Below are 23,882 nucleotides of genomic sequence, written 5' to 3' on the forward strand. Positions count from 1 at the left end.
CCGAATTCCGCAGGCATCGCGTCGGTTTCGTGTTCCAGTTCTTCAATCTGCTACCCACGCTGTCGGCTTGGGAAAACGTCGCCATCCCGAAGTTGCTCGACGGCACCGGCCTACGCAAGGCCAAGCCGCGCGCCCTGGAGCTGCTGGAGCGGGTCGGTCTGGCCGAGCGGGCCGAGCACCGGCCCGCGGAATTGTCCGGCGGCCAGATGCAGCGCGTTGCGGTGGCCAGGTCGCTGATCATGGATCCGCCGCTGATCCTGGCCGACGAGCCCACCGGCAACCTCGATTCCAAGACCGGCGCCTCGATCCTCGAATTGCTCGGTGAGGTGGCCGGATCCGGCAACTCGGTGGTGATGGTGACCCACGATATGGGCGCGGTCCGTTACTGCGACCGGGTGATCACCCTGCGCGACGGCAAGATCGGCTCCGACGAACGCGCCGAGCGGACGGTCAACGCATGATCCGCGCCGCCTGGGACCGGCTACGGCTGTTCAACATCGGCGAACTACTCGCCCACCGTGAGCGCACCATGATGTCGCTGACGGTGATGGGTGTCTCGGCCGGGCTGCTGGTGTCGGTGCTCAGCATCTCCGGCTCGGTCACCGGATCGGTCGACCGGCTCACCCGCGGGCTCGGCGGCGACGCGGTCCTCGAGATCACCGGCGTCACCGACGCCGGCTTCGAGCAGGCGCTGCTGGCGCCGATCGCCACCACACCCGGCGTAGATCGAGCGGTGCCGATGTTGCGTGCCCAGGTCGGGGCAGGCGAGGATCGTGCGCTGCTGATCGGCGCCGATGCCTCCGTCGCCGCCCTCGGCAGTGATCTGGCCGGGCCGATGAGCGCGCAGGCCGGGAAACTGCTGTCGGTGCCCCATGGGGTTCTGGTCGGCGACGGGCTCGGCCGCGCCGAAGGTGAGCAGTTCCAGCTGGGATCGGCCACCGTCACCGTCGCCGGGGTGCTCGACCCCGAGACCTCCGGCAAGCTCAACTCCGGCCATATCGTGGCCGCGCCGTTGCCGCTGGCACAGAAGATCACCGATCGGGCAGGGCGGCTGGATTCGGTGCAGATCCTCGCCGCGCCCGGCACCGATCTCGACACGCTGCGCGCCGCGCTGACCGACGCGGTCGACGGGCGGGCCGTGGTCGCCGATCCGGGATTGCGCACCGCGCAGGCCGGCGGCGCGATCATGATCGTGCGGTATTCGACGCTGATGGCCTCGGCGGCCGCGCTGATCGTGTCGGCCTTCCTGATCTACAACGCGATGAGCATGGCGGTAGCCCAGCGCAGGCCCACCCTGTCGCTGCTGCGCGCGATCGGCGGCAAACGCGGGCCGATGGTCCGGGATCTGCTGGTCGAGGCCGCCCTGCTCGGCTTGTTCGGCGGTGCGGTTGGCGCCGTGGTCGGCATGGTCATGGGCCGGGTCTCGATCGAACAGTTGCCCGCCGCGATCGTGCAATCGGTCGAGGCGCGCACCGAATACATGGTGCCCGGCTACGCGGTGCCGCTGGCGATCGCGGCATGTGTGCTGGCCAGTGTCGCCGCCGCGAGTATCGCCGCACGCCAGGTGTACAAGGTGCAGCCGATCGAGGCACTGGTGCCGATCGGTGTCGGGCGCAGCGACACCGCGAGCCCGGTGCTGCGCTGGGCCGCAGCCGTTCTCGGTATCGGGCTGGCCGCCGCGGCGGTCGTCATCGCACGCACCGACCTCGGGCGCTACTCGCTGGCCGCGATCTCGTTGTCGTTCGCCGCGGCGGTGGCACTGTGTTTCGCGGCGACCGGACCGATCGTGCGGGCGTCGGCTGTGGTGGCGCGCTGGTTCGGCGCACCGGGAGCATTGGGCGCGACCACGCTCGAACGGGCACCGCGGCGGGTGTGGGCGACGATGATGACGGTGATGATCGGCGTCGCGGCCACCGTCGCGATGGGTGGGGCGTCGAGCAATATGGTCGACTCGGCGACGGCCTCGTTCGAGGATCTCGGCGATACCGATCTCTACGTGAGCCCGGTGTCGATGGAGCAGTTCCCCACCGGACCGCTGCTACCGGACGGTCTGGTGGACAAGATCGCCGCGCTCCCCGAGGTGGAGCAGGCGCGCGCGGGACAGATGGCATTCGCGACCCTCGGCACCGGGCGAGTGATGTTGCAGGGGTACCCCTCCGACGTCGTCACCCATGTGCAGGGCTCGATCACCCCGGCCAGTGCCGAGCAGATGGGCACCGGCGCGGGTGTGGTGCTGTCCCGCGATGTGTCGCGCTCGCTCGGCGCCGAGGTGGGCGACGAGTTGACGCTGCCGACCCCGACCGGCGACCACACGGTCCGCGTGGTGCAGGTGATCCCCTACTTCTCGGTGATCTCCGGCATTGTCGTGATGGATATTTCGCGGTTGCACGAGTGGTATCAGCGGCCGGGCGAAACGATCATCGGCATCGACTTGAAACCGGGCGTGGACGTCGCGGCGGCGAAAGCCACGATCCGGGAACTGGCCGGCCCGGAACTGAGCATTCAGACCGGAACCGAAGCGGTGGACGCGATCTCGGCCAGCCTTCGGCAGGGCACGTCGATCAGCAATGCCATTCTGTGGATCGTGGTGCTGGTGGCGACCGTGGCGCTGCTGAACACATTGATGCTGTCGGTGCTGGACCGGCGCCGCGAACTCGGTGTGCTGCGGGCCATGGGTACCGGACGCAAGTTCCTGCTGCGTTCGGTGCTGGCCGAGGCGGCGGGCATCGGCATCACCGGCGCGGCCATCGGTCTGGTGGTGGGCGTGGTGGTGCAGTATCTGTCCACCACCGCCATCGGACATGCCATGACCATCGACATCGCGTGGGAGCCGAGCCCACTGCTGCTGGTCTACGGCACGATCGCCCTGCTGCTGGCCCTGCTCGGCTCGATCCCGCCCGCCTTGCGCGCGGCGCGGATGCCGATCGTGGAGGCACTGGCCGTCGACTGATCCGAACACCGAACGGCCCGGCGCGCGATCACCGCGCACCGGGGCCGTTCGCTGTCGGTAGTGCAGGCCGTCCGCGGACTACAGCGGCGCGTCCGCCCACCACCGCATGACGGCGTTCTCCGAGGACAGGCGGCCGAATTCGTCCGCGATCGGCCCCGAATAGCGCACGGAGATCAAGGCATTCGCGCGGATCGGGTCACTGCCGCCGAAGCCGACCACCAGCTGCGTGGTGGTGAGCGGACCGGGCGGGTCGGGCTCGATCCAGTGATAGGCGGTGTAGGGTGCGCCGCTCTTGACGCCGGTGCTGCGGGAGTTGGGCGGCAGTTCCCCGAGCACGGCACGGGCGTCGTCGGCGTCCTCGTACACCACGATGGTGTAGTCCATATGCGTATCGGATTCGACGCGGCGGCGACACTCCCACACGGTCAGCCATGGGCGCGACGACAGCGCTCGGTCCTCGATGCGCACCTGATCGTCGGGCTCGTAGGCCGTGCACATCGCGCCTTGATACCCCTGGCCGCTGTCCTCGGTCCCCTGCGGCAGCAAGCTGGGAAAGAGGCGGCGGCTGCGATCGACCGGATCTTCCTGCGGCGTGATGTCTTTCGCCGGTGTGAACGTCGACGTCGGCCGCTGCGTAGCGGCGGCTTCGTCGCCGTCGTCGCCGCCCACCACGATCACGACGACCGCGAGCACCAGCAGCACCACGAGCAGCCCGACGATCGTCAGCACCGCGATGAGCGCCGGACTGCTGCCTCGCTTCACCGGAACACGCTGCCCCGGACCGGGACTCGGCACGTACGAAGGCACCGCGCCGAAACCGGGGCCACCGTTGGGCGCGGGTTGCTGATGACCTTGCGGAGCCGCCGATGTGGGTGCGCCGGACGGTCCGGCAGCGCCGTCCGGCGAAGCCGGCTGCGCGGGTTCACCTTTGAGCAGCAGCGAGGACGCGCCCTGAGCCCCGGAGTATGCGGTCACCGTCGTCGGATGGTTGCTGTTGTCGTCGGTGCCGGTGTCAGCGCCGTCGCCGGCACCTTCGGTCTCCCCCGGATGATCGGCATCGCTGCTCGAATCGCTCACGACCGCACCGCCGGAATCCGCCGCCGGGTTACCGGAGCCGGCTCCGGAGGTCGACACACCAGGTGCCTCCTGCCCGTTCGGCCCCGCCTGCTGGGCACCGGGTCCCGGTCCAGGATGAGGCTGCCCGCCCGAGCCCGGACCGGATACCGAACCCGCCTGTGGTGTCACGCTTTCCACAGCCGGACCCATACCGCCCTGGTGCACCGGAGCACCTGTCGGCGCGTACGAACCTCCGCCGTGCTGTCCGGCGGGAGCGGGGAGTCCCGGCGGACCACCCGCCTGAGCTGTCTGATCGACGGCCACACTCTGCTGAGCCGCATAGGAGGGCTGCGCGACAGGCGCACCCGGCGGGGCCGGTGCAGCCGCCGAGCCCGCGCGAGCAACCTGATCGGGCATGGCCTGCTGGGCCGGATACGGGGGCGGCGCACCGGGCGTCACCGGCGCAACCTGCGGGTACTGCGGCATCGGCGCACCGGCCGGTGCATGGGCCATCGGCGGCGCGGCCGGATACCCCGCGACCGGCGGCGGTGGGTAAGCGGCCGCCGGCGCACTGCGCGCCGGCACCGGCTGATACCCCGGATTACTCAACGCGTGCCGGGCGGCCGCGGCGAATTCCACGCAGGTGCCGAAACGCTGGCTCGGATGCTTGGCCATCGCGACCCCGAGCACCGCATCGAGCGACAGCGGCAGCCCGCGCCGTTTGACCGCCAGCGGCGGGGCGGCCAGCTGCAGGTTGCCGTGGATGATGTCGGCCGGGTTCGGCGAATCGAACGGCGCCATGCCCGTGAGCAGCCAATACAGCGTGCACGCCAGCGAATACTGATCCGAGCGGCCGTCGAGTTCGGAGCCGGTCATCTGCTCCGGCGAGGCGAAGGCCAGCGTCGCGGTGAACATGCCCTGCTGGGTGAGCTGGGTGGTCTGCGCGCGCAACCGGGCCAGGCCGAAGTCGGTGAGGAACACCCGCTCGCCGTGACCGGCGCTGGAGCGGGCCAGCAAGATGTTGCCCGGCTTCACATCCCGGTGCAGCACGCCGATGCCGTGCGCGTAATCGAGGGCGTCGGCGACCCCTTCGATGATCTGCACCGCACGCTCCGGGGGCAGCGTCAGCGCGGTCACCGACGACGCGTCGGCGCCGTCGATGTACTGCATGCTGATCCACTGCTGGTCGGCTTCGGTGCCGCGGTCGTAGACCGCGACGATGCTCGGATGGTCGAGCTGAGCGGCCAGGTCGGCCTCACGTTCGAAACGCGCGCGCACCGAGGCGTCGGCGAACAGATCGCGGTTCAGCAATTTGAGCGCGGTCTGCTTGTCCAGCCGGGGATGACGGGCCAGGTACACCGATCCCATGCCCCCTTGGCCGAGCAGTCGCTCGATGGTGAACCCGGCGAAAACGTCACCGCTGTTGAGCAACGCGACCCCCTTCCGGTGACAGACGGCCCCGTGAGCCTACCGGGCCGCGGCGCGTTTGCGGTCAACGCATCAACCAGGGGTGACGAGCCCGGATTCGTAGGCGAGCACCACCGCCTGGGCGCGGTCGCGCAGGTCCAGTTTGGCGAACACTTTCGACACGTGGGTCTTGACGGTCTGCTCGGCCACGAACAGCGCCTCGGCGATCTCGGTATTGGACATGCCCTTGGCGATCAGTTCGAGCACTTCCCGTTCGCGTGGGGTCAGCGCCGCCAAGGCGGGAGCGGGTTTGGCGCGGGCTGCGGCTCGGCGGCTGGTGACGTCGGCGATGAGGCGCCGGGTGACGGTCGGCGCGAGTAGCGCCTGGCCGTCGGCGACCACTCGGACCGCGCGCACCAATTCCTCGGCGGGAGCGTCTTTGAGCAGGAACCCGCTGGCACCGATGCTCAGCGCCTCGTAGACGTAGTCATCGATGTCGAAGGTGGTGAGCATGAGCACCCGGACCGGCGGGTCGAAGCCGGCCGCGAGGATGGCGCGGGCGGCATCGAGACCGTTCATCTCGGGCATGCGCACATCCATCAGCACCACGTCGGGTCGCAGCCGTTTGGCCTCTGCCACCGCGACCTTCCCGTCGGGTGCGTCGCCGATCACGCTGATATCGGGTTGCGCGGCGAGCAGGGCGCCGAAGCCTTGGCGCACCATCGCCTGGTCGTCGGCGATCAGAACCGTTATAGCCACGCGCCCACCCTAATTGCCTCCAGCCGACGGAATCGCCGCGTGTCACCCCCGGGGCCGAGTGATGCACTCCGGCCGAGCCGATTCGCCGGGGAGCGACTACGCGCTGACCGAGCCGGTAACGATCGGCGTTCAGCCCACCGACTCGACGCCGGTGCCATCCAGCACGCCCACCGCCGGGCCGGGGCCGATCGGCAGCCGGGCGTGCACCTCGAAGCCGCCGTCCTCGCGCGGGCTCGCGGTCAATTCACCGCCCGCGGCCAGCGCCCTGGCCCGCATACCGGTGATGCCGTGCCCGCCGTTGCCGACCGGGCGGGCCGCGGTGGCGCCGGGGTCGTTGCTGACCACGATCTCCACATCGGCGGATACGGTGATCCGGACGTGGACGGCGGCCCCCGGCGCGTGCCGGGAGGCGTTCGACAGCGATTCCTGCACGATCCGGTACAGCGCGAGGCCGGTCGTGTCCGACACCGCCGCCAGCGGCCCGTCCACGGTCCAGTCGATCGCCACCCCTGCGCGGCTGGCGCCGAGGAACAGCGTCTCGACGTCGGCGGCGGTGGGCTGCGGCGCGTGTTCGGGCAGCTGGCCGTCGCTGCGCAGCACGCCGAGCATGCCGCGGATCTCGTTGAGCGCTTCGCGAGCCGTGGACCCGATGGATTCGAATTCGGCGCGGGCAGCCGGGGTGACGCCTTCCACTCGATAGGGCGCGGTCTGGGCCTGCACCACCACCAGTGACATGTGGTGGGCCACCACATCGTGCAGATCGCGGGCGATGCGCGCCTTCTCCTCCAGAATCGCGCGCCGCGCCCGTTCCAGCTCGTTGGCCTCCTCCTGCTGGGTGAGCAGCTGGCGCGACTGCACCAGCCACCGGATCAGCAGCGCGAACAACACGATGGCGCCGAAGGACACCGGCCACGCCCACACCGACTCGGAGAACGCGCTGTCACCGGCCATGGTGGTGCCGAGCAGCAGCGATGTCGCGCCCCACACCACCGCGATCATCGGCATCGGTGCGCGCAGTGCCACCGCGAACAGCAGCACATGCAGGGTGATGATGTGCACGACCTGGAACGGGATGTCGTTGCCCGGTGTGCGGGGAATCGCCAATGCGATCACCAGCGCCGACCCCGCCGAGATGGCCCAGCCCAGCGACGGGTTGAGCCGGACCAGCAGGACCGGGAAGGCGGCGAGCGCGGCCAGGAACGGCTGCACGGCGGCGGGCACGTCATGGGTGAGGTGCAGCGTCGGCCAGGCCACGGTGAACAGCACCACCGCGGCCAGCACGGTGAACAGGTCGAACCACATCCTGGCGTTCAGCTGCCGCAGCCGGGCGCGGCGCCGGGCGGCGGGGGTGCTGAGGTCGGTGGTCGCGACAGTCGGGTCCGTCATGACTACGACAGTAGGAACTCCGGCCTGTCCCGGCCTCATACCGGCGGGTGAATTCCGACCCCCTACCCAGGTCCTAGCCCTGGTGGCCGCTCCCCCGCAGGCACGGCCCGTGAACCGCTCCGCGGCGGGACGTCCCGGTAGACCGCCCATTCCTAGCGTCGATGATCATGAGCACACCGACCAGCGCCCGTCGCGGTGTCCGCCCGTCGACGCCGGCCGAGCAAGCCCAACCGGGCCACCCACGCCCGCGCCTCGGCCGCGTCGCCGCCCTGACCGCCGCCACGCTGACGACCATGGCGGCCACGGTCATGCTTGCCCCCGCGGCGCAGGCCGCGAGCACCGCCCCCACCCCGCAGAGCGTCTCGGCCGCCGCCGCGGTCACCGACGTCACCTCCGGTGGCGCCGGTTCGCCCGCCGCTGTCCCCGCTGATTTCGCCGACGTCATGGGCTACCGCCCCGCGCTGGTCGACGGGCTGCTGGTCGCCCCACACGGCGACTGTTCGTCACCGGTGCCGCTGCCCGCCGAGTTCGACACCGCCTGCAAGGCCCACGATCTCGGCTACGACCTGTTGCGCTATGCCGACCGGCAGGGCGCGCCGCTGGGTCCGTGGGCACGCCAGGCGATCGACCGGACGCTGGGCCAGCGGATGGGCCTGGCCTGCGACACCAGGGGTGACGCGCTCGCGCGGGGACGCTGCCAGGTCATGGCGGCGGTCGCGGACACCTTCGTCGATCTGAACTCGCGGCGCCAGGGCTATGGCGTTCCGGTCGCCGAATCGTTCCTCGGCGCCGCGGCCGCGGATACACCCGCGCGGCCCTGGTTGTTCGGCGCGGCTGCGATCGGCGCCACCGCGGTCACCGGTGCCGTGGTCCTCACCCGCGCACGTCGCGGCACCATGCGCACCCGGTCGATCGGTCGGCCGTCGTGGACGGCAGCGCCCGTTCCGGCGGCATGACGAGGACAGCGCCCGTACCGGCACCGTGACGCGGCCGACCACGCAGACCCCCGCACCGAACTACCCCTTCCGCCACCGACGTCATTCCTTTCAGCAAGCAGAGGTTGCCCGATGAGCGATTCCACGCCCCTGATCACCCGAGACTCCAGGACGGCCGCACCCGCGGGGCCCGCGTCCCGCCACATGCCTGCCGCCGCGCGCATGTCGGACAGCGACCCGGACACCGACGCCCGCAGCTGCATGGCGAACCCCGACAGGCAACCGTCGGCGCGAACGGGACAGGTCGACATCCCGACAGTCCGCCCGCTCGGGGAGGTGGTGACCACCGTAGAGAGAACAGCCACCGACCGACACGGCCATGACCCGGCGGTACGGAAAACTCCTACCGGCCTGCATGATTCACGCGACCGCACCGACGCGGTACCGCGACCGCGGCACGAACGGACAGCCGCGCACGCGCCCCACCGCGAACGCCGAGCACGGCCGCTACGGCTCATCCGTCCCGGCCGATCCCTGCGCGCACCGCGCATCGGCACCACTCTCGCCGTCGGAGCCGGCGTCCTGCTGTCGCTCGCGCCCGGCCTGCTGCCGCGCACCCCGATGGCACAGGCGGTGCTGACGGGTCTGCTGGTGGCGATCCTGTTGGGCATCACCGGGATCGGCCGATTCGTCCTGCGCAGATGCGGCGCGCTCCGGGAGCGTCCGAGGTGGCGGATGCCCGTGCTCGGCGCGACGGCGCTGCTGATCGTCGGTGCGGCAGTTCATGCCGGCCACTGGCAGAACCGGCTGCGCGCCGTGATGGGCACCCCGGCGATCGGGCCGGACTATTGGCTGTGGTGCGCGCTCGGAGCGACGATGATCGCGGGCCTGCTCTACGGCCTTGCTCGCGCAATCGGCTGGGTGCTGCGCACTCTCGGACGCACGCGCACGATCGCTGTCGGCGTGGTGGCGGCTGCGGTGCTCGGCCTGGTCGGCGTGCCCTCGATCGTCGAGTGGCGGCGCGGCGCCTACGCCGGCGCGAATGCCGCGATGGACCCCGCGGTGCCGCGCCCGGTCTCGGCGACACGTTCGGGCAGTGCCGAGTCCGTGGTCAGCTGGCCGTCGCTGGGTGCGGAGGGCAGGCGGTTCGTCTCCGGGGCGCCGGTCGGGCCGGTGCGGGTGTATGTCGGCGTGCAATCGGCGCCGGACCTGGATTCCCGTGTCGCGCTGGCGGTTCGAGAGCTGGAACGCTCCGGTGGGCTGACCCGCTCGCATGTGGTGATCGCGGTGCCCACCGGTTCGGGCTGGATCGACGCCAATGCGATCGAGGGTCTCGACGAACGCTTCCTCGGCGACGTCGCGCTGGTCGGCCTGCAGTACTCCTACGCGCCGAGCTGGGCGACGTTCCTGTTCGGGCGCGACGCCGCCGCCGAATCCGCCCGGGCCCTCTTCACCGCCGTCGAACAGCGCATCGCGGCCCTCGAGACGAAGCCGCGGCTGCATGTCTACGGCCAGAGCCTCGGCGCCCTGGGTGGCAGCGCGATCTTCGCCGACGCCGCCGAGCAGGCTCGGCGCACCTGCTCGGTGCTATGGGCCGGGCCGCCCGTCGGGTCCGTGCACCGATCCGGCGCCACCGTGCTGGCCAATACCTCCGATCCGGTGGTGCACTGGTCGCCGTCGCTGTTGTGGCGGGCACCGGATCTGCGTGGCGCGCGGGTGGACGCCCCGGTACCGGGCTGGTTGCCGGTGGCGAGTTTCGTGCAGACCACCGCCGACCTGCTCGCCGCCCTGGACGCGCCGCCCGGGCACGGGCACCGCTACGGCGCGGACCAGGGCACCGCGCTGCCCGACTGCTGAGATCGGGGGTTGACCCCGCGGTGAAACGGGTTCTAGTTTTGGGTGTGTTTGTCGTGGACGGAACAGTCGAGATAGCCGCACCCGCCGATGTCGTGTGGGGTGTGATCACCGGATTCGAGCGGTACGGCGAATGGAACCCCTTCGTCAGCGAATGCCGCTCCACCCTGGAGGTCGGCGCGCCGATCGACATGGTCGTCCACCTGACCGGCTCGAAGCCGCGGCGCCAGCGTGAATTCATCACCAGCCACACTCCCGGCGAGGAGTTCAGCTATTCGATGAAGCCGGTGCCGTTCGGGGCGCTGCACAGCAGGCGCACCCACACCGTCACCGCCCTCGGCCCCGACCGCACCCGCTACGAATCGCATTTCGAGCTCGGCGGCTGGTTGAAGCCGGTCGTGGAACTGGCGCTCGGCAAAGCGCTGCGCCGCGGGTTCACCGGAATGACCGAAGGCGTTGCGCGGCAAGCCGAGAGCTTGCACGCGGCCTGATCATCGAGACCCGCACCGGCGAACGCGCCGGTGCGGATTCTCCGATACTCAGCCGATCGGCCCCCGCGCGGCCTCATACGCCGCACCCACCCGGTACAGCCGGTCGTCGGCCAGCGCCGGCGCCATGATCTGCAGGCCGACGGGCATGCCGTCGTCCTTGCTCAGCCCCGACGGCACCGACATCGCCGGATGCCCGGCCAGGTTGGTGGGCAGGGTGCACAGGTCCGACAGGTACATCGCCAGCGGATCGTCGACCTTCTCGCCCAGCTTCCACGGGGTGAACGGGCTGGTCGGCGAGACCAGCACGTCGACCTGCTCGTAGGCGGCGTCGAAATCGCGGGCGATCAGGGTGCGCACCTTGAGCGCCTGGCCGTAGTACTCGTCGTAGTAACCGGCCGACAGCGCGTAGGTGCCGATCATGATGCGGCGCTTGACCTCGGGACCGAAACCGGCGGCGCGGGTCGCCGCCATCACCTGCTCGGCGCTGTGCGTGCCGTCGTCGTCGACGCGCAGGCCGTAGCGCATGGCGTCGAAGCGAGCCAGGTTCGACGACACCTCACTCGGCATGACCAGGTAGTACGACGACAGCGCGTATTCGAAGTGCGGGCACGACACCTCGATCACCTCGGCGCCGAGTTCCTTCAGCACCGCGACGGCGGCGTCGAAGGATTCGAGCACACCGGGCTGGTAGCTGTCGGAATGCAGTTCCTTGACCACACCGACCTTCACCCCGCGCAGATCACCGCTCGCACCGGCTCGCGCCGCGGCGACGACCGCGGGAACGGGCACGTCGCGGGAGGTGGAGTCGCGCGGATCGTGGCCGGCGATCACCTCGTGCAGCAGCGCGGTGTCGAGCACCGTGCGCCCGCACGGCCCACCCTGATCCAGCGACGACGCACAGGCGACCAGGCCGAAACGCGACACGGTGCCGTAGGTGGGCTTGGTGCCGACGGTCGCGGTCACCGCGGCCGGCTGACGGATCGAGCCACCGGTATCGGTGCCGATCGCCAGGGGCGCCTGATACGAGGCCAGCGCCGCGGCCGAACCACCGCCGGATCCGCCAGGGATGCGGGTGGTGTCCCACGGGTTCTTGGTCGGCCCGTAGGCGGAGTTCTCGGTGGACGACCCCATCGCGAACTCGTCCATGTTGGTCTTGCCGAGAATCGGAATGCCCGCTTCGCGCAGCCGCGTGGTCAGCGTGGCGTCGTACGGTGACACCCAGCCTTCCAGGATCTTCGACGCGCACGTGGTGGGCATATCGGTGGTGGTGAACACGTCCTTGAGCGCCAAGGGAACTCCGGCCAGTGGGGAGACCGGTGCCTGCCCCGCGTCCAGCGCGGTGTCCACGGCCGCGGCGGCGGCCAGCGCCTGCTCGCCCGCGACGTGCAGGAAGGCGTTGTACTCGCCGTCGACCTCGGCGATACGGTCCAGATGCGCCTGGGTGACCTGCGTCGAGGTGACCTCGCGGGAGTGGATCTTGTCGGCCAGTTCCGCCGCCGACAGCTGCGTCAACTCACTCATTCCGCTTCTCCCAGAATCTGCGGCACCATGAACCGCTGCTCTTCGACCGCGGGCGCACCCGAGAGGGCTTCGTTCGGGGTCAGGCCGGGCACCACCACGTCCGGGCGAGTGACATTGGTCGCCGGGTTGGGCGAAGCGGTGGCGGGGACGTCGGCGGCGGCGACCTCGGAGATGGTCCGCACGTGGCTGAGGATCGAATCCAGCTGACCGGCGAACTGATCCAGTTCGTCGTCGGTCAGGGCGAGCCTGGACAGCCGGGCGAGGTGGGCGACCTCGTCGCGGGAGATGGCGGGCACCGCGGACCCCTTTCGAAAGTTGCGCGTGGACGGGCGTGCGTTGCGTATATGTACATCTACTGCGCTATACGCGACGGCACGCATAGCCTAGCGACCTGCCCGCGCCGCATCGCCGCTGCCCGGCACCGAGCCGCGACCGCTCCGCCGCCGGGCCCGCTCGATGCGACCGCCGTTGCGGGCACGCCGGCCCCCGACTCGGTCGGCCCCGCAACCGCCGCGCCGCGGACGGCATCCACAGGTGCGACTACTCGACCGATCCCGCGTCGTTAACGACTGGTTCATGTTCGATACACCTATGAGACATCGAGCCGACATGCTGAAATCACCGGAAGCATCGGCAAACCGAGTGGATCGCGGAAACTTTCGACTCGATAACCGGCGCTCGAGGGTGTAAGGATTGCCAGACCGGGTATACGTTCGCCAGGCTCGGCCGCCAAGGAAAGGACAGCACGTGTCTTACCTGCTCCGCGTGCAACTTCCGGATCGTCCGGGAAGCCTCGGTGCACTCGCACTCGCACTCGGCTCCGTGGGCGCCGACATCCTCTCCCTGGATGTCGTGGAACGCGGGGCAGGCTTCGCGGTCGACGATCTGGTCGTCGAGGTGTCGCCAGGGGCATTGCCCGACACCTTGATCACCGCCGCAGAATCGATCAGCGATGTGCGCGTCGATTCGATCCGGCCGTACTCCGGAGTGCTGGACACCCACCGCGAGCTCGAGCTGATCGACCAGGTCGCCAGCGCCCGCGACGACCGATTACAGGTGCTCGTCGACGGCGCGCCCCGGGTACTGCGCGTCGGCTGGAGCACCATTCTCGATCTCGGCCCGCAGGGCGCCTACCGCGTCGTCGGCAGCCAGAGCGCCCCGGAAACCCAGGCATCCTCAGCGCCGTGGATGCCGTTGAACAAGCCGACCGTGCTCGACCCCGAGGCCGACTGGGTGCCCGAGATCTGGCGCGATATGGACACCAAACTCGCCGCCGCCCCGCTCGGCGATTCCAGCAAGGTACTGCTGCTCGGACGTCCCGGCGGCCCCGACTTCCGGCCCTCGGAGGTCGCGCGCCTGGGCTATCTGGCCGGCATCGTGGCGACGGTCCTCGGCTGATTCGCGACTCGACTGCTGCGGCCGGGCGCTCGGTTCAGGCAAGCGGTAGGCGCAGCACCGTGAGCGGCTGGCCGTCCTCGGTGCGCCAATCCCGTTCGGGCACAGCGACGAAACCGAACCGGTCGTAGATGCGCCGGGCGTCGACCATCGGCGCCATCGTGGTCAGCACTACAGCGTCGAACCCCTGCGCCGAGGCCATCTCGATCACGGTGCGCACCAGCGTTGTCCCCACGCCGAGCCCGCGTGCCCGCTTGCTGACAGCGAGCATCCGGAACTCCAGCTCACCCGCCCGTGCGATCTCCGCGTACGGTGTGCCCGGCCGGGCGACGGTCAACGAGCCGACAACCCGATCCTCGTGCACAGCCACCAGCACCTGCGCCGACGCCGCGCGGTGCTCCACGTCGGCCAGTTCGTGTACATACGGGTTGCCGGCGGGCACGTAGCCCTCGCCCACGTACACCTCGACGGTCAGCTCCGATACCGCCGCGTACTCCGTCGGTAGCGCGTCCCGGACGATCAGCTCGGCGTTCACACCCATGCCCGCATCCTGCCATCGCGGGCGGGACGGATGCCGGGTCAGGCGCCCGGCCCCGCCGCACCCGGGCTGTACAGCTGCCATTTGTCCGGTTTGCCCGGCGGATAGGCGACGGTGAAGGTGTCGCCGATGGACGGCCAGTTGTTCACGTCCCAAGCGAAACGGCCGTAGACGACCGCGCCCTCCACCATCGGGCCGGTCAGATTGCCGGTGATGGTCACGTACTGCTCGCCGGTCAGGTCGTCGGGGCGCGGACTCACTCCGGTGACGTAGAGCGTGCCCACCTCCGGCTCGGACAACCGGACACCGCGACGGCCGCGCAGGTACAGCGCGATCATCCCGGCCAAGGCGCCGATCATGATCACCAGCATCGCGAATTCCAGCATGAGCACAGCCTAGTGGCGGCCGCGGCGGCCGCCGCCCTCAGCGCGGGGTGAGTTCGCTGGTGCCGCGCTCGGTGCGGCGCAGCTGCCAGACCGAGGAGCGGGTCCGGCTCGAACGGCCGTTGCCACGGTCGATCAGGGTGCGGTTGTTGGTGGTGAAGATCAATTGGGCGCCACGGGCATTGGTTTCCGGGTTCTGGAACAGCTGGATCAGCCGGTCGGTCTCCTCGGCGGGAAGCTGCCCGCCGATGTCGTCGACGGCCAGCACCTTGCCCGAGTCGAGCGCGTCGAGCATCGTCGGCAGCAGCCGCAGCAGGGTGAGTGTGGCGGTGGATTCGTCGCCGATGTGGAACGGGACGTCGATGCCCTCGTGCACCAGCCGCAGCCCGACACCGCGCCGGTCCACCATCCGCTCGTAGAGGGCGTCGCGGGCGTTCTTCAGGTTGGTCAGCTCGCGTTCGAGCAGCACCGGGGTGACGCCGTTATCGCTGAGCAGCGTCTCGGCGTAGGCGGGTGAGGACGCCGCGCGCTCGGCCTGCTCGGTGAGCCCGGCGATGTCGACGTCGAGTTCGCGCAGGTAATCGGCGTAGAGCGGATCGTTCTCGGCGATCAGCAGATCGGTGATGCCGAGGTCGACGGTGCGCAGCAGGGTCAGCAACCGGGCCGCGTTCTCGGCGGAGCGGGAGATGTGGCTGCCCACCAGATGTTCGACCCGCGCCGGTTCGGCCGGCCCGCACTGCACCTCGAGCATCGATTCGAACCAGCGATACGCCGGCACCAGCGCCTCGGCGTACATCTGGCCCGCCAGGCTCAGCAGCAGCGAGTTCGGCCGCACCAACGGAGCGAGCGCGGCGATCCCGTAACGCGCCGCCTCGAACATCGGCCCGATCTTGATCTGCTCACCGGTCCGCTCGAATACGATCCGCTTGCGCGAACGCGGGTGCGCGTACAGCCATTCCGCGATGACGTCGGCATTGTCGAGCGCGAAGCCGTAGGTGTACGGGCACCCCTCGGCCACGAACGAGGCCACGAACTCCGTCGGCCGATCGGCGAACCCGAGATGCGGCGAACGCACCGGCCCCGCATACGGATCCCAGCCGGTCACCGAATGCAGCACCGCGTCGCGCATCTGGCCGAGCGCGTCGATCAGGCTGGTCTTGCCCGCTCCCACGGCGCCGTGGACCGCCGTCACCGGCACCGCGACCGGGCCCGACCCGCGACTCAACCGCAACTCCTGCCGGTCGGCCAGCGATTTGTGATTGGTCACCTGAAAACTGCGCAGCATGCGGCCCATCCTTCCGGCTCCGCGCAGTTATCGCGACATCGGCTCGCGGCAGGCGCGGCTACTGGTGAGCGGCCGCCCGGCCCGCGCGGCGGCCGAAGAAGGTGCCGTCGCCGAGGGAGGTTCCGCTGATGTAGCCCCACGAGTGCAGGCCGGAGGTGGCGCGGCCGGCGGCGAACAGGCCGGGGATCGGCTCGCCGTCGAGATCGAGGACATGCCCGTCGACGGTGGTGCGCAGACCGCCGATGGTGAACACCTCCGCGCCACCGCCCGCGGTCCCGCCGTCACCGTATTCGGGTGGGGCCATGCCGCGGCGCACGTCGATCGCGGCGAACGGCGATCGCAGCGGCCGCAGCCAGCGCGCCGACTTGTGGAAGTACGGGTCCTCGCCGCGTTCGGCGTGCCGGTTGTACTCGCCGACGGTGTGCTGCAAGGCGCCGTCGGGCATGCCGATCTCCTGTTCGAGTTCGGCGAGGGTCTCGGCGACGAAATGTGGCCGCACGCCCCAGCGTTCGTCTTCCGGCACTTCCTCGTAGGCCTGCTCGTCGAGAATCACCCACACTCGCAGGTTGTGTTTGAACAGGGCGGCCTGACCGACCAGGCCCGGGTAGACGTCTTCGTTGATGAACCGCTGCCCGACGTCGTTGACAATCATGCCGCGCACCATGATCCCCGGCACCAGCGAGATACCGACCTGTCCGGCCGACATGTGCTTCACCGCCGCGCCGACAGCCTGCGCGATGACGATGCCGCGGCCGTCGTCGCCGCCGTCGCTGTTGACGCCGAGACCCACCAGCTGAGGCGCGTGCTGGGCGAGCATCTCGGCGTTATCGGCGAAACCGCCGGTGGTGAGGACGACGCCGCGGCGCGCCCGATAGGTCACCGTGTCACCGAAATGCCGTGCGACAACGCCGACCACACGATTGCCGTCGACGATCAGCCGCAGCGCGGCCGTATCGGTGTGTACCTGGATCCCGGTGCGGTCCACGGCCTCGCTCAAGACGGCCATGAGTACCTTGCCGCCGAAGCCGTCGGAGGTGACGCGGTGCCCGCGCGGGGCGGGTGTGGCGATCTCGTTGAACGGGTAAGCGTTCTCCCCCATCCACATCAGGCCGTCATCGGTGGGTGGCACCCAGGTCGGCGAATCCCACAGCGAGGGCTTGAACGGCACGCCGTGCCCGGTCAGCCACTGATAGTGCGCGACGCTCTCGCGGCTGTAGAGCCCCACCTTCTCCTGGTCGGCGTCGGGTCCGAGCGCGGCGAGCAGGAATTTCTCCATATCCGCTGCGGTGTCGTCGAATCCACAGGCCTGCTGGATGGGTGTGCCGCCGCCCAGATACATCTCACCGCCCGACAGCGCCGACGATCCGCCGCCACCGCTCTGCCGTTCCAGCAGAATCACCTGGGCTCCGGCGGCCTCGGCATCGAGGGCCGCGGCGGCTCCCGCGCAGCCGTAACCGACCACCAGCACATCTGTTTCGTGGTCGTAGGCCGCGATATCGGCGGCGGCGATCGGGGTGACGGGGACGCGGGCGCTCATCCGGTTCTCCTGTGCTCGGCAACGTCATCGGCGTGGTGCGGGTCACAGTAGGGTCGGCGGATCGGCGGGGGCAGCGAGATGTCCGGTCAGTGGGAGAGGACTCGGTGGCAGGCAGCACACCCTTGGCGCCGTTCCGGCGGCCCGCGATGGCGGGCAGCGAAAGCATCAGCGGAGCTCACCGAACTCGATTCTCTGATCGGCGCACCGGTGCTGGCCGGAGTCGACGATCAGTGCGGCTGGTCGAGCTTGTCCAGGTCGGCCAGGACCTTTTCGTGCCATTCGATTTCGCTGCGGATGCGCATGCGGGCGTGCTCGGCGATGAGGTCGTCGGCGGCGCTCTGATCCGGCCAGCGCCGGTCGAGCAGGTGGTCGATATGGGAGGCACGGGCCTTCAGTGCGGCAATGCGATCGTCGAGATAGCCGCGCAGCAATTCCCGGTCGAGGTCGGCGCTGACGGCGAGGGCGAGATCGACGGGGTCGGGCCGGATATCGATCTCGGTGAAGGCCTCATCGCGCAGCGCGCGCAGTTCGCGCAGGCCCTCGTCGGTGACCTCGTAGACGGTGCGGGCCGGCAGCGCTCCCTGCTGCTCGGTACGCAGCGGCCGGATCAGGCCCTCGCCGGCCATGCGATGCAGCGCGCTGTAGAGCGAGCCGGGCTTGACCCTCGACCACAGGTCGGCGCGGTCGAGCCGGGCATCGCGGCGCAGCTGATGACCATGCATGGGACCGCGCTTGGCCAGAGCGGCCAGGACGAACAGCCGGGTCTCGTTCACCCCATCAGTCTGCCACGAGTACTCGGTTTTGAGTACTCTGCGATGCATGACTGTGCGACCCATTCTCATCGCGGGCGATCCCCGGCTGACCACGCCCGCCACCCCGGTCACCGTGTTCGACGACGAGCTGCGCGCGTTCATCGATGACCTCTTCGAGACCAATACCGCAGCCAACGGTGCCGGTCTGGCGGCGAACCAGGTCGGCGATCCCCGGGCGGTCTTCGTCTACGACCTGGTCGATGAGGGCGTGCATCATCGCGGACACGTGATCAATCCGGTCCTGGAAACCTCCGCTCTCCCCGAGACCATGCCCGACCCCGACGACGACCTCGAAGGCTGCCTGTCGGTCCCCGGCGAATGGTTCCCCACCGGCCGCGCCGCCTACGCGAAGGTCACCGGCGTGGACGTCGCCGGGAACGCGATCGCCGTCGAAGCCACCACCGCCTACCTGGCCCGCTGCCTCCAGCACGAAACCGATCACCTGGCGGGCCACCTCTACCTGGATCGCCTGATCGGGCGTAACCAGCGCGCCGCCCGCCGGATGATCAAGGCCAACGACTGGACCCGCCCCGGGCGTTCGTGGTTGCCATCGGAACAGAACGACTGAATCCTCCGTCTGCCCAGACTCTTCCGCCTCGTGCGCGGACCGACAGCGGCTGACCAGCACGCCGCGGCTACCACCTGGGCTACGCCGGGTGGCCGCCCTGGACGGCGCGCGCGTTGGGTGGACCCCGTCGTCGCGGCCGCGACCGCACCCGCGCTCTTCGCCCGGGAGGTCGGCAGCGGCGGACACGGGCCACATCGCGGCGACGGGCCGACTCCGCCCGGTCCCGTCGGCGGTGAGCGCAGCGGCTCGGTTGCCGGACATCGACCTGACCGGCACTCATCGCGGAGAGGCGGTATCGAGGCAGGACTCACCCAGCCGAGCCGCGTGCCGCACAGTCGGGGGCGGACCACACCCGACCCCAGGGCAACAGCAGTGAACTCGCGACGACGATGGTCGCGGCGACGCCGATCGCGAACCGGAGCCCGCCAGCGGCTGCCAGCAACCCACCGACGGCGATGAACACCGGCTGGGCGCATTTGGAGCTGACCGACCAGGCCGTGCCGACCCGCGCCATGTGCCCGTCGACGGTGTTGTTCATGCGGAATGTGACGAACACCGGGTTGAACACACCCGCGCAGAACAGCAGCAGGGTTTCGGTGGCGACGATGACGACCAGGCCGAGCAGGTTCGGTCCCGCGAGCAGGAGCGGCGCGAGCCAGCAGGTGCGCAGAACGCCGAACCCGAGCAGCACGGCACGCTCCCCGAACACGCCCACCAGTTTCGGTGCGCACATCGACCCGATCAACCCGCCCGCACACGGCAACCCGAGCGACAGCGCGTATTGCCATGGCGCGAAACCCAGTTCACGCAGCATCAGCAGCGCCATCAACGGTGTGGTCATCAGGATCGATCCGCCGAAGACCATCGCGTTCCAGAACAGGCGATGCAGGGCTGGATGGCCGAAGATATAGGCCCAGCCCGCGCGCAGCTCGGCGCGGCGTGCCCGTTCCGGGCGAGGCCCGGGGGGATCCGGTTCGGGGGTACGGATGCTGCGGATTCCGAGCGCCGCGAGCAGATAGCTGACGGCGTCGATGAGCACGGTGAGCGTGAGACCGAAGATCGCGATGAGCGCGCCGCCGGCCGGCGCGCCGAGGGTGGAGGCGATCCAGAACGTCGTCTCGAACCGGCTGTTGGCGTTGATCCGCTGCTGCTGCGGCACAAGCGATTTCACGTAGGCGCCATTGGCGGCGTTGTACACGATGGCGCACACCGTCTGGATGGTGACCACCGCGCACACGTGCGCGTAGGTGAGCACACCCAGCCATGCCGCCACCGGCACACTGGCCAGCGCGCCGAAGACGAGCGCGTCGGCGCCCACCATGATCGGTCGCTCGCGGTGGAATTCGATGAACGGTCCCATCGGCAGTGCGATGGCCGCGCTCGCGACTGCTGCCAGGGCCGCCATCAACGACACCTGTAGGTTCGACGCGTCGAGCACCAGGATCGCCACCATCGGTAGCGCACCGGCACCGAGCGCGCTACCGATCTGGCTGACGGTGAAGGCGCCCCACAGCCGGTAGAAGTCCGGTGCGAGCCGGTCGGCCGGTGCTGCGACAGCGCCGGCCGACCGGCCTCGCTGATCGAGTTGTCCCCCCATTCCGCACGCTATTCGGCGGGCGTCTCGAGTTCCGCCGGTGCGGGGCGAACCGCGTCCGGGCCCGATTCCAGCAGGGTGCGGAAACCGTCCTCGTCGAGGATCGGCACACCCAGCTCCTCGGCCTTGGCGGCCTTGGAACCTGGTGAATCACCGACCACGACGAATGCCGTCTTCTTCGACACCGACCCGGCGGCCTTACCGCCGCGCACCATGATCGCTTCTTTGGCGCCGTCGCGGGAAAACCCTTCCAGCGAACCGGTGACGACGATGGACAGGCCCTCGAGGTTGCGTTCGATCGATTCGTCGCGTTCGTCTTCCATCCGCACGCCGGCGGCCCGCCATTTGTCGACGATGGCGCGATGCCAGTCGACGGTGAACCATTGCGCGACCGCGACGGCGATGGTGGGGCCGACGCCGTCGGTGGCCGACAACTCCTCGACCGAGGCCTGGCTGATCCGCTCCAGGCTGCCGAATTCGGCGGCGAGCGCACGGGCAGCGGTGGGGCCGACGTGGCGGATGGACAGCCCGACGAGCACCCGCCACAGCGGGCGGTCCTTCGCGGCGGCGAGATTGTCGAGCAACCGGCGCCCGTTGGTGGACAGCGTGCCGTTCTTGTTGACGAACAGCGAGGTGGTGAGCAGGCGCTCCTCGGTGAGGTCGAACAGATCGCCCTCGTCGGTGATGGCCCCGGATTTGAGCAGGTCGACCGCCGCTTCGTAGCCGAGCGCCTCGATGTCGAAGGCGCCGCGCCCGGCCATGTGGAAGACCCGCTCACGCAGCTGAGCGGGGCAGAACCGCTGGTTGGGGCAGCGGATATCGGCGTCGCCCTCCTTCTCCGGCGCCAGCTCGGTACCGCATTCGGGACAGTGGGTCGGCATCACGAAGGCGCGTTCGTCGCCGGTGCGAGCGTCCACGACCGGCCCGAGCACCTCGGGAATCACATCGCCGGCCTTGCGGATGGTGACGGTGTCGCCGATCAGTACACCCTTGCGCTGCACCTCCGAGGCGTTGTGCAGGGTCGCCATCGCGACGGTCGACCCCGCGATGGTCACCGGGGCCATCACCGCGAACGGGGTGACCCGGCCGGTGCGGCCGACATTGACCTGGATATCGAGCAGCTTGGTGGTGGCTTCCTCGGGCGGGTATTTGTACGCGATCGCCCAGCGCGGGGCCCGCGACGTGGAGCCGAGGCGGCGCTGCAACGCCATCTCGTCGACCTTGACCACGAGGCCGTCGATCTCGTGCTCGATATCGTGGCGGTGTTCGCCCCAGTACGCCACTCGTTCCAGCACCGCGTCGACGCCTTGCACCAGCTTCGTGTGGCTGGACACCGGGAGCCCCCACGCGGCCAGCGCGTTGTAGGCCTCGTGCTGGGAGCTGGGCGTGTATCCCTCGATGCGGCCGAAACCGTGGCAGATCATCCGCAGCCGCCGCCGCGCGGTGACCGACGGATCCTTCTGACGCAGTGAACCGGCGGCGGTATTGCGCGGATTCGCGTACGGCGGTTTGCCTTCGGCGACGATCGCGGCGTTCAGCGTCTCGAAATCCTCGAGCCGGAAGTACACCTCACCGCGGACCTCGAGCAGATCCGGGATCGGGTGATCGGGATGCGCGGTGAGCTCGCCGGGGATGTCGTCGATGGTGCGGGCATTGAGGGTGACGTCCTCACCGGTGCGTCCGTCCCCGCGAGTGGCGCCTCGTACGAGCTTGCCCTTCTCGTAGACCAGGTTCAGCGCGACACCGTCGATCTTCACCTCGCACAGGTAGTGCAGGCCCGGCCCGGTCTCGGCCTCCACGCGCGCCGCCCAGGAGCGCAGCTCGTCGAAATCGAAGGCATTGTCCAGCGACAGCATGCGCTCGAGATGGTCGACCGCGGTGAAATCGGTGGCGAAACCGCCGCCGACCAGCTGCGTCGGTGAATCGGGCGTGCGCAGGTCCGGATGCGCCTGCTCCATCGCCAGCAGCCGCTGGAACAGTGCGTCGAACTCGCCGTCGGAGATGATCGGCGCGTCCCGCACGTAATAGCGGAACTGGTGCTCGCGCACCTCGTCGGCCAGCTGCTGCCACTCCTGGCGCTGCTGCGAGCTCGCGGACTCGGCAGCCGGCGCGGCGGCATCCATGGCAGGCACGGTCTCCTCGGGCGCTGAGGTGGCGGGGCTTCCGGTGTCACTCACGACTCGAACACTAGCCGAGCCCACCGACAATTCCCGCGACGTTCGCGCACGTCCACGCGCTGCCGACGCCGTGAATCGGGCGGGTTCGCGGCCCTGCGACCGGCGCCGGCGCGCCCCCGGCCTAACCCTCGAACGTCAGCGACTCCGGTTCGTCGGCGTAGGCGGTGGCGACCTCGTGGGCGAGGGCCACCGCGCGCCTGGCCCAGTCCAGCGGCGCGGTTGCCAGCCCGCAGGCGGGCGAGACCAGGATCTGGTCGGCCAGCGTGCGCCGCGGGAAGCCGAGCCGGTCGATCAGCCGCACGCCCGGTTCGGCGATTTCGCGCCAGCCGGGCGGCGTGGTCGGCGCGAGGGTCGGGACCAGGCCGAGAACGAGCTGTGTTCCGCTGTCGATGATCTCACCGACGGCGTCGAGTTCGGCGGTGCCGATAGTGGAAAGATCGAAGCCGATGGCGGCCGCGGCGGATCGGCGCAGCAATGACAGGGCGGGCTGGGCGGCGCAGGTGTGGATCAGTACCGGGGCGTCCTGCCCGGCGATGACGGCATCGAGCAGCGCGAGCGCTTCCGGCTCGGGCAGCGCGCGCACCGTATTGAGCACGCTGGCCCCACTGAGCGAGCCGTTCAGCACCGCGGTCAGAGCGGGTTCGTCCAGTTGCAGCACGACCTCGGCATCGAGGCGTTTTCCCACCTCCGCCACATGCTGAGCCAAGCCCTCGGCCAGCGAGGCGGACAGATCGCGCAGCGCGCCCGGATCGGTGAGCGCCCGATGCCCGGAGCGCAGTTCGACCTCGGCGGCCAGCGTCAGCGGGCCGACGGCCTGCACTTTCACCGTTCGACCCGAACCACGCAAGCCCGCGGTTTCCCAGGCCTCGTCGAGCGCGTCGACATCGGTGCGCAGCAGATCCGAGGCGCGACGCGAGGTCGCACCCGGACGGTCCGCGAGCCGATAGCCGCGCGGTGTGGTGTCGAACCGCAGATCCACCAGCAGCGCCGAGGCTCGGCCGATCATGTCGGCGCCCACCCCACGGGCAGGCAACTCGACCAGATGCGGCAGACCCGGCAGTTCACCGACCGCGATGGCCGCGGCCTCGCGCGGGTCCGTGCCCGGCCACGAGCCGATCGCGGTGGCGATCCCGGACGGCAGGCCGCCACGCGTCTCAGTGCTCACAGTTCACCCTCATCGACGACGTCGCAGCGCACGACAAGCAGAGCCGGCCACCGGGCGAAGACCGTCGCG

General features: G+C 69.9%; 20 protein-coding genes. 7 read left to right on the top strand and 13 right to left on the bottom strand.

What is annotated here, in order from left to right; genetic code table 11:
- Both RJ05_RS17425 and RJ05_RS17430 read left to right on the top strand, forming a co-directional pair.
- A partial coding sequence (locus RJ05_RS17425) for an ABC transporter ATP-binding protein (protein WP_036538537.1) occupies positions 1-461 on the top strand: 461 nt, incomplete at its 5' end.
- On the top strand, positions 458-2,950 hold the full coding sequence (locus RJ05_RS17430; RefSeq protein WP_036538538.1) for an FtsX-like permease family protein: 2,493 nt from the start codon (positions 458-460) through the stop codon (positions 2,948-2,950). The genes RJ05_RS17425 and RJ05_RS17430, both read left to right, overlap by 4 nt.
- Before the next feature lie 78 nt (positions 2,951-3,028).
- Here RJ05_RS17430 and RJ05_RS29410 read toward each other — a convergent pair whose 3' ends face one another.
- The 3 genes from RJ05_RS29410 to RJ05_RS17445 form a co-directional block, all read right to left on the bottom strand.
- Positions 3,029-5,437: a serine/threonine-protein kinase gene (locus tag RJ05_RS29410; protein ID WP_051016664.1), complete on the bottom strand. Its 2,409-nt coding sequence runs from the start codon at positions 5,435-5,437 to the stop codon at positions 3,029-3,031.
- A gap of 69 nt (positions 5,438-5,506) precedes the next feature.
- Positions 5,507-6,172: a response regulator gene (locus RJ05_RS17440; RefSeq protein ID WP_036538541.1), complete on the bottom strand. Its 666-nt coding sequence runs from the start codon at positions 6,170-6,172 to the stop codon at positions 5,507-5,509.
- A gap of 129 nt (positions 6,173-6,301) precedes the next feature.
- A complete protein-coding gene (locus RJ05_RS17445) occupies positions 6,302-7,558 on the bottom strand; it encodes a sensor histidine kinase (RefSeq protein ID WP_036538542.1) in 1,257 nt (418 codons plus the stop codon).
- A 167-nt stretch (positions 7,559-7,725) separates the two neighbouring features.
- Between RJ05_RS17445 and RJ05_RS17450 the strand changes: the two genes are divergently transcribed.
- The 3 genes from RJ05_RS17450 to RJ05_RS17460 all read left to right on the top strand — a co-directional run bounded on the left by RJ05_RS17450 (position 7,726) and on the right by RJ05_RS17460 (position 10,838).
- Entirely contained in the window at positions 7,726-8,514 is a 789-nt protein-coding gene (locus RJ05_RS17450) for a hypothetical protein (protein ID WP_174343943.1), read from the top strand.
- A gap of 111 nt (positions 8,515-8,625) precedes the next feature.
- On the top strand, positions 8,626-10,350 hold the full coding sequence (locus RJ05_RS17455; RefSeq protein ID WP_232052158.1) for an alpha/beta-hydrolase family protein: 1,725 nt from the start codon (positions 8,626-8,628) through the stop codon (positions 10,348-10,350).
- Positions 10,351-10,403: 53 nt separating this feature from the next.
- A complete protein-coding gene (locus RJ05_RS17460) occupies positions 10,404-10,838 on the top strand; it encodes an SRPBCC domain-containing protein (RefSeq protein WP_232052159.1) in 435 nt (144 codons plus the stop codon).
- Between the two features lie 48 nt (positions 10,839-10,886).
- Here RJ05_RS17460 and gatA read toward each other — a convergent pair whose 3' ends face one another.
- Both gatA and gatC read right to left on the bottom strand, forming a co-directional pair.
- On the bottom strand, positions 10,887-12,359 hold the full coding sequence (gene gatA, locus RJ05_RS17465; protein ID WP_036538547.1) for an Asp-tRNA(Asn)/Glu-tRNA(Gln) amidotransferase subunit GatA: 1,473 nt from the start codon (positions 12,357-12,359) through the stop codon (positions 10,887-10,889).
- Positions 12,356-12,655, bottom strand: a complete 300-nt coding sequence (gatC, locus tag RJ05_RS17470) for an Asp-tRNA(Asn)/Glu-tRNA(Gln) amidotransferase subunit GatC (protein WP_014352202.1) — start codon at positions 12,653-12,655, stop codon at positions 12,356-12,358. Before gatC ends, gatA begins: the two co-directional genes overlap by 4 nt.
- 451 nt (positions 12,656-13,106) lie before the next feature.
- Between gatC and RJ05_RS17475 the strand changes: the two genes are divergently transcribed.
- A complete protein-coding gene (locus RJ05_RS17475; protein ID WP_036538548.1) occupies positions 13,107-13,757 on the top strand; it encodes an ACT domain-containing protein in 651 nt (216 codons plus the stop codon).
- Positions 13,758-13,791: 34 nt separating this feature from the next.
- Here the strand turns inward: RJ05_RS17475 and RJ05_RS17480 are convergent, their stop codons facing one another.
- From RJ05_RS17480 to RJ05_RS17500, 5 genes are all read right to left on the bottom strand, one after another.
- Positions 13,792-14,295, bottom strand: a complete 504-nt coding sequence (locus tag RJ05_RS17480) for a GNAT family N-acetyltransferase (RefSeq protein WP_036538550.1) — start codon at positions 14,293-14,295, stop codon at positions 13,792-13,794.
- Positions 14,296-14,333: 38 nt separating this feature from the next.
- Positions 14,334-14,678: a hypothetical protein gene (locus tag RJ05_RS17485; protein WP_081597389.1), complete on the bottom strand. Its 345-nt coding sequence runs from the start codon at positions 14,676-14,678 to the stop codon at positions 14,334-14,336.
- Between the two features lie 37 nt (positions 14,679-14,715).
- Positions 14,716-15,960, bottom strand: a complete 1,245-nt coding sequence (locus RJ05_RS17490; RefSeq protein ID WP_036538577.1) for an AAA family ATPase — start codon at positions 15,958-15,960, stop codon at positions 14,716-14,718.
- A gap of 58 nt (positions 15,961-16,018) precedes the next feature.
- Complete coding sequence (locus RJ05_RS17495) at positions 16,019-17,497, bottom strand: FAD-dependent oxidoreductase (RefSeq protein WP_051016665.1); 1,479 nt, start codon at positions 17,495-17,497, stop codon at positions 16,019-16,021.
- Positions 17,498-17,724: 227 nt separating this feature from the next.
- Positions 17,725-18,270: a PadR family transcriptional regulator gene (locus tag RJ05_RS17500; RefSeq protein ID WP_036538551.1), complete on the bottom strand. Its 546-nt coding sequence runs from the start codon at positions 18,268-18,270 to the stop codon at positions 17,725-17,727.
- Positions 18,271-18,316: 46 nt separating this feature from the next.
- Between RJ05_RS17500 and RJ05_RS17505 the strand changes: the two genes are divergently transcribed.
- Positions 18,317-18,877, top strand: a complete 561-nt coding sequence (locus tag RJ05_RS17505; protein ID WP_036538552.1) for a peptide deformylase — start codon at positions 18,317-18,319, stop codon at positions 18,875-18,877.
- Positions 18,878-19,184: 307 nt separating this feature from the next.
- Here the strand turns inward: RJ05_RS17505 and RJ05_RS17510 are convergent, their stop codons facing one another.
- The 3 genes from RJ05_RS17510 to RJ05_RS17520 all read right to left on the bottom strand — a co-directional run bounded on the left by RJ05_RS17510 (position 19,185) and on the right by RJ05_RS17520 (position 23,813).
- Positions 19,185-20,474, bottom strand: a complete 1,290-nt coding sequence (locus RJ05_RS17510; RefSeq protein WP_051016666.1) for an MFS transporter — start codon at positions 20,472-20,474, stop codon at positions 19,185-19,187.
- Between the two features lie 8 nt (positions 20,475-20,482).
- Entirely contained in the window at positions 20,483-22,594 is a 2,112-nt protein-coding gene (gene ligA / locus RJ05_RS17515; protein WP_036538553.1) for an NAD-dependent DNA ligase LigA, read from the bottom strand.
- 175 nt (positions 22,595-22,769) lie between these two features.
- Positions 22,770-23,813, bottom strand: a complete 1,044-nt coding sequence (locus RJ05_RS17520; RefSeq protein ID WP_036538555.1) for a methionine synthase — start codon at positions 23,811-23,813, stop codon at positions 22,770-22,772.
- Between the last annotated feature and the right edge of the window lie 69 nt (positions 23,814-23,882).

This window comes from Nocardia cyriacigeorgica NBRC 100375 (genome assembly GCF_000308555.1).
GTDB classification, from domain to species: domain Bacteria; phylum Actinomycetota; class Actinomycetes; order Mycobacteriales; family Mycobacteriaceae; genus Nocardia; species Nocardia cyriacigeorgica.

Bases quoted from the DNA above. Each gene is read 5' to 3' on its own strand.
- RJ05_RS17445 (WP_036538542.1), bottom strand. From the start codon at position 7,558: ATGACGGACCCGACTGTCGCGACCACCGACCTCAGCACCCCCGCCGCC.
- RJ05_RS17455 (WP_232052158.1), top strand. From the start codon at position 8,626: ATGAGCGATTCCACGCCCCTGATCACCCGAGACTCCAGGACGGCCGCA.
- RJ05_RS17495 (WP_051016665.1), bottom strand. From the start codon at position 17,497: ATGAGCGCCCGCGTCCCCGTCACCCCGATCGCCGCCGCCGATATCGCG.
- RJ05_RS17490 (WP_036538577.1), bottom strand. From the start codon at position 15,960: ATGCTGCGCAGTTTTCAGGTGACCAATCACAAATCGCTGGCCGACCGG.
- RJ05_RS17510 (WP_051016666.1), bottom strand. From the start codon at position 20,474: ATGGGGGGACAACTCGATCAGCGAGGCCGGTCGGCCGGCGCTGTCGCA.
- RJ05_RS17485 (WP_081597389.1), bottom strand. From the start codon at position 14,678: ATGCTGGAATTCGCGATGCTGGTGATCATGATCGGCGCCTTGGCCGGG.
- ligA (WP_036538553.1), bottom strand. From the start codon at position 22,594: ATGGATGCCGCCGCGCCGGCTGCCGAGTCCGCGAGCTCGCAGCAGCGC.
- RJ05_RS17450 (WP_174343943.1), top strand. From the start codon at position 7,726: ATGAGCACACCGACCAGCGCCCGTCGCGGTGTCCGCCCGTCGACGCCG.
- RJ05_RS17480 (WP_036538550.1), bottom strand. From the start codon at position 14,295: ATGGGTGTGAACGCCGAGCTGATCGTCCGGGACGCGCTACCGACGGAG.
- RJ05_RS17505 (WP_036538552.1), top strand. From the start codon at position 18,317: ATGACTGTGCGACCCATTCTCATCGCGGGCGATCCCCGGCTGACCACG.
- gatA (WP_036538547.1), bottom strand. From the start codon at position 12,359: ATGAGTGAGTTGACGCAGCTGTCGGCGGCGGAACTGGCCGACAAGATC.
- RJ05_RS17430 (WP_036538538.1), top strand. From the start codon at position 458: ATGATCCGCGCCGCCTGGGACCGGCTACGGCTGTTCAACATCGGCGAA.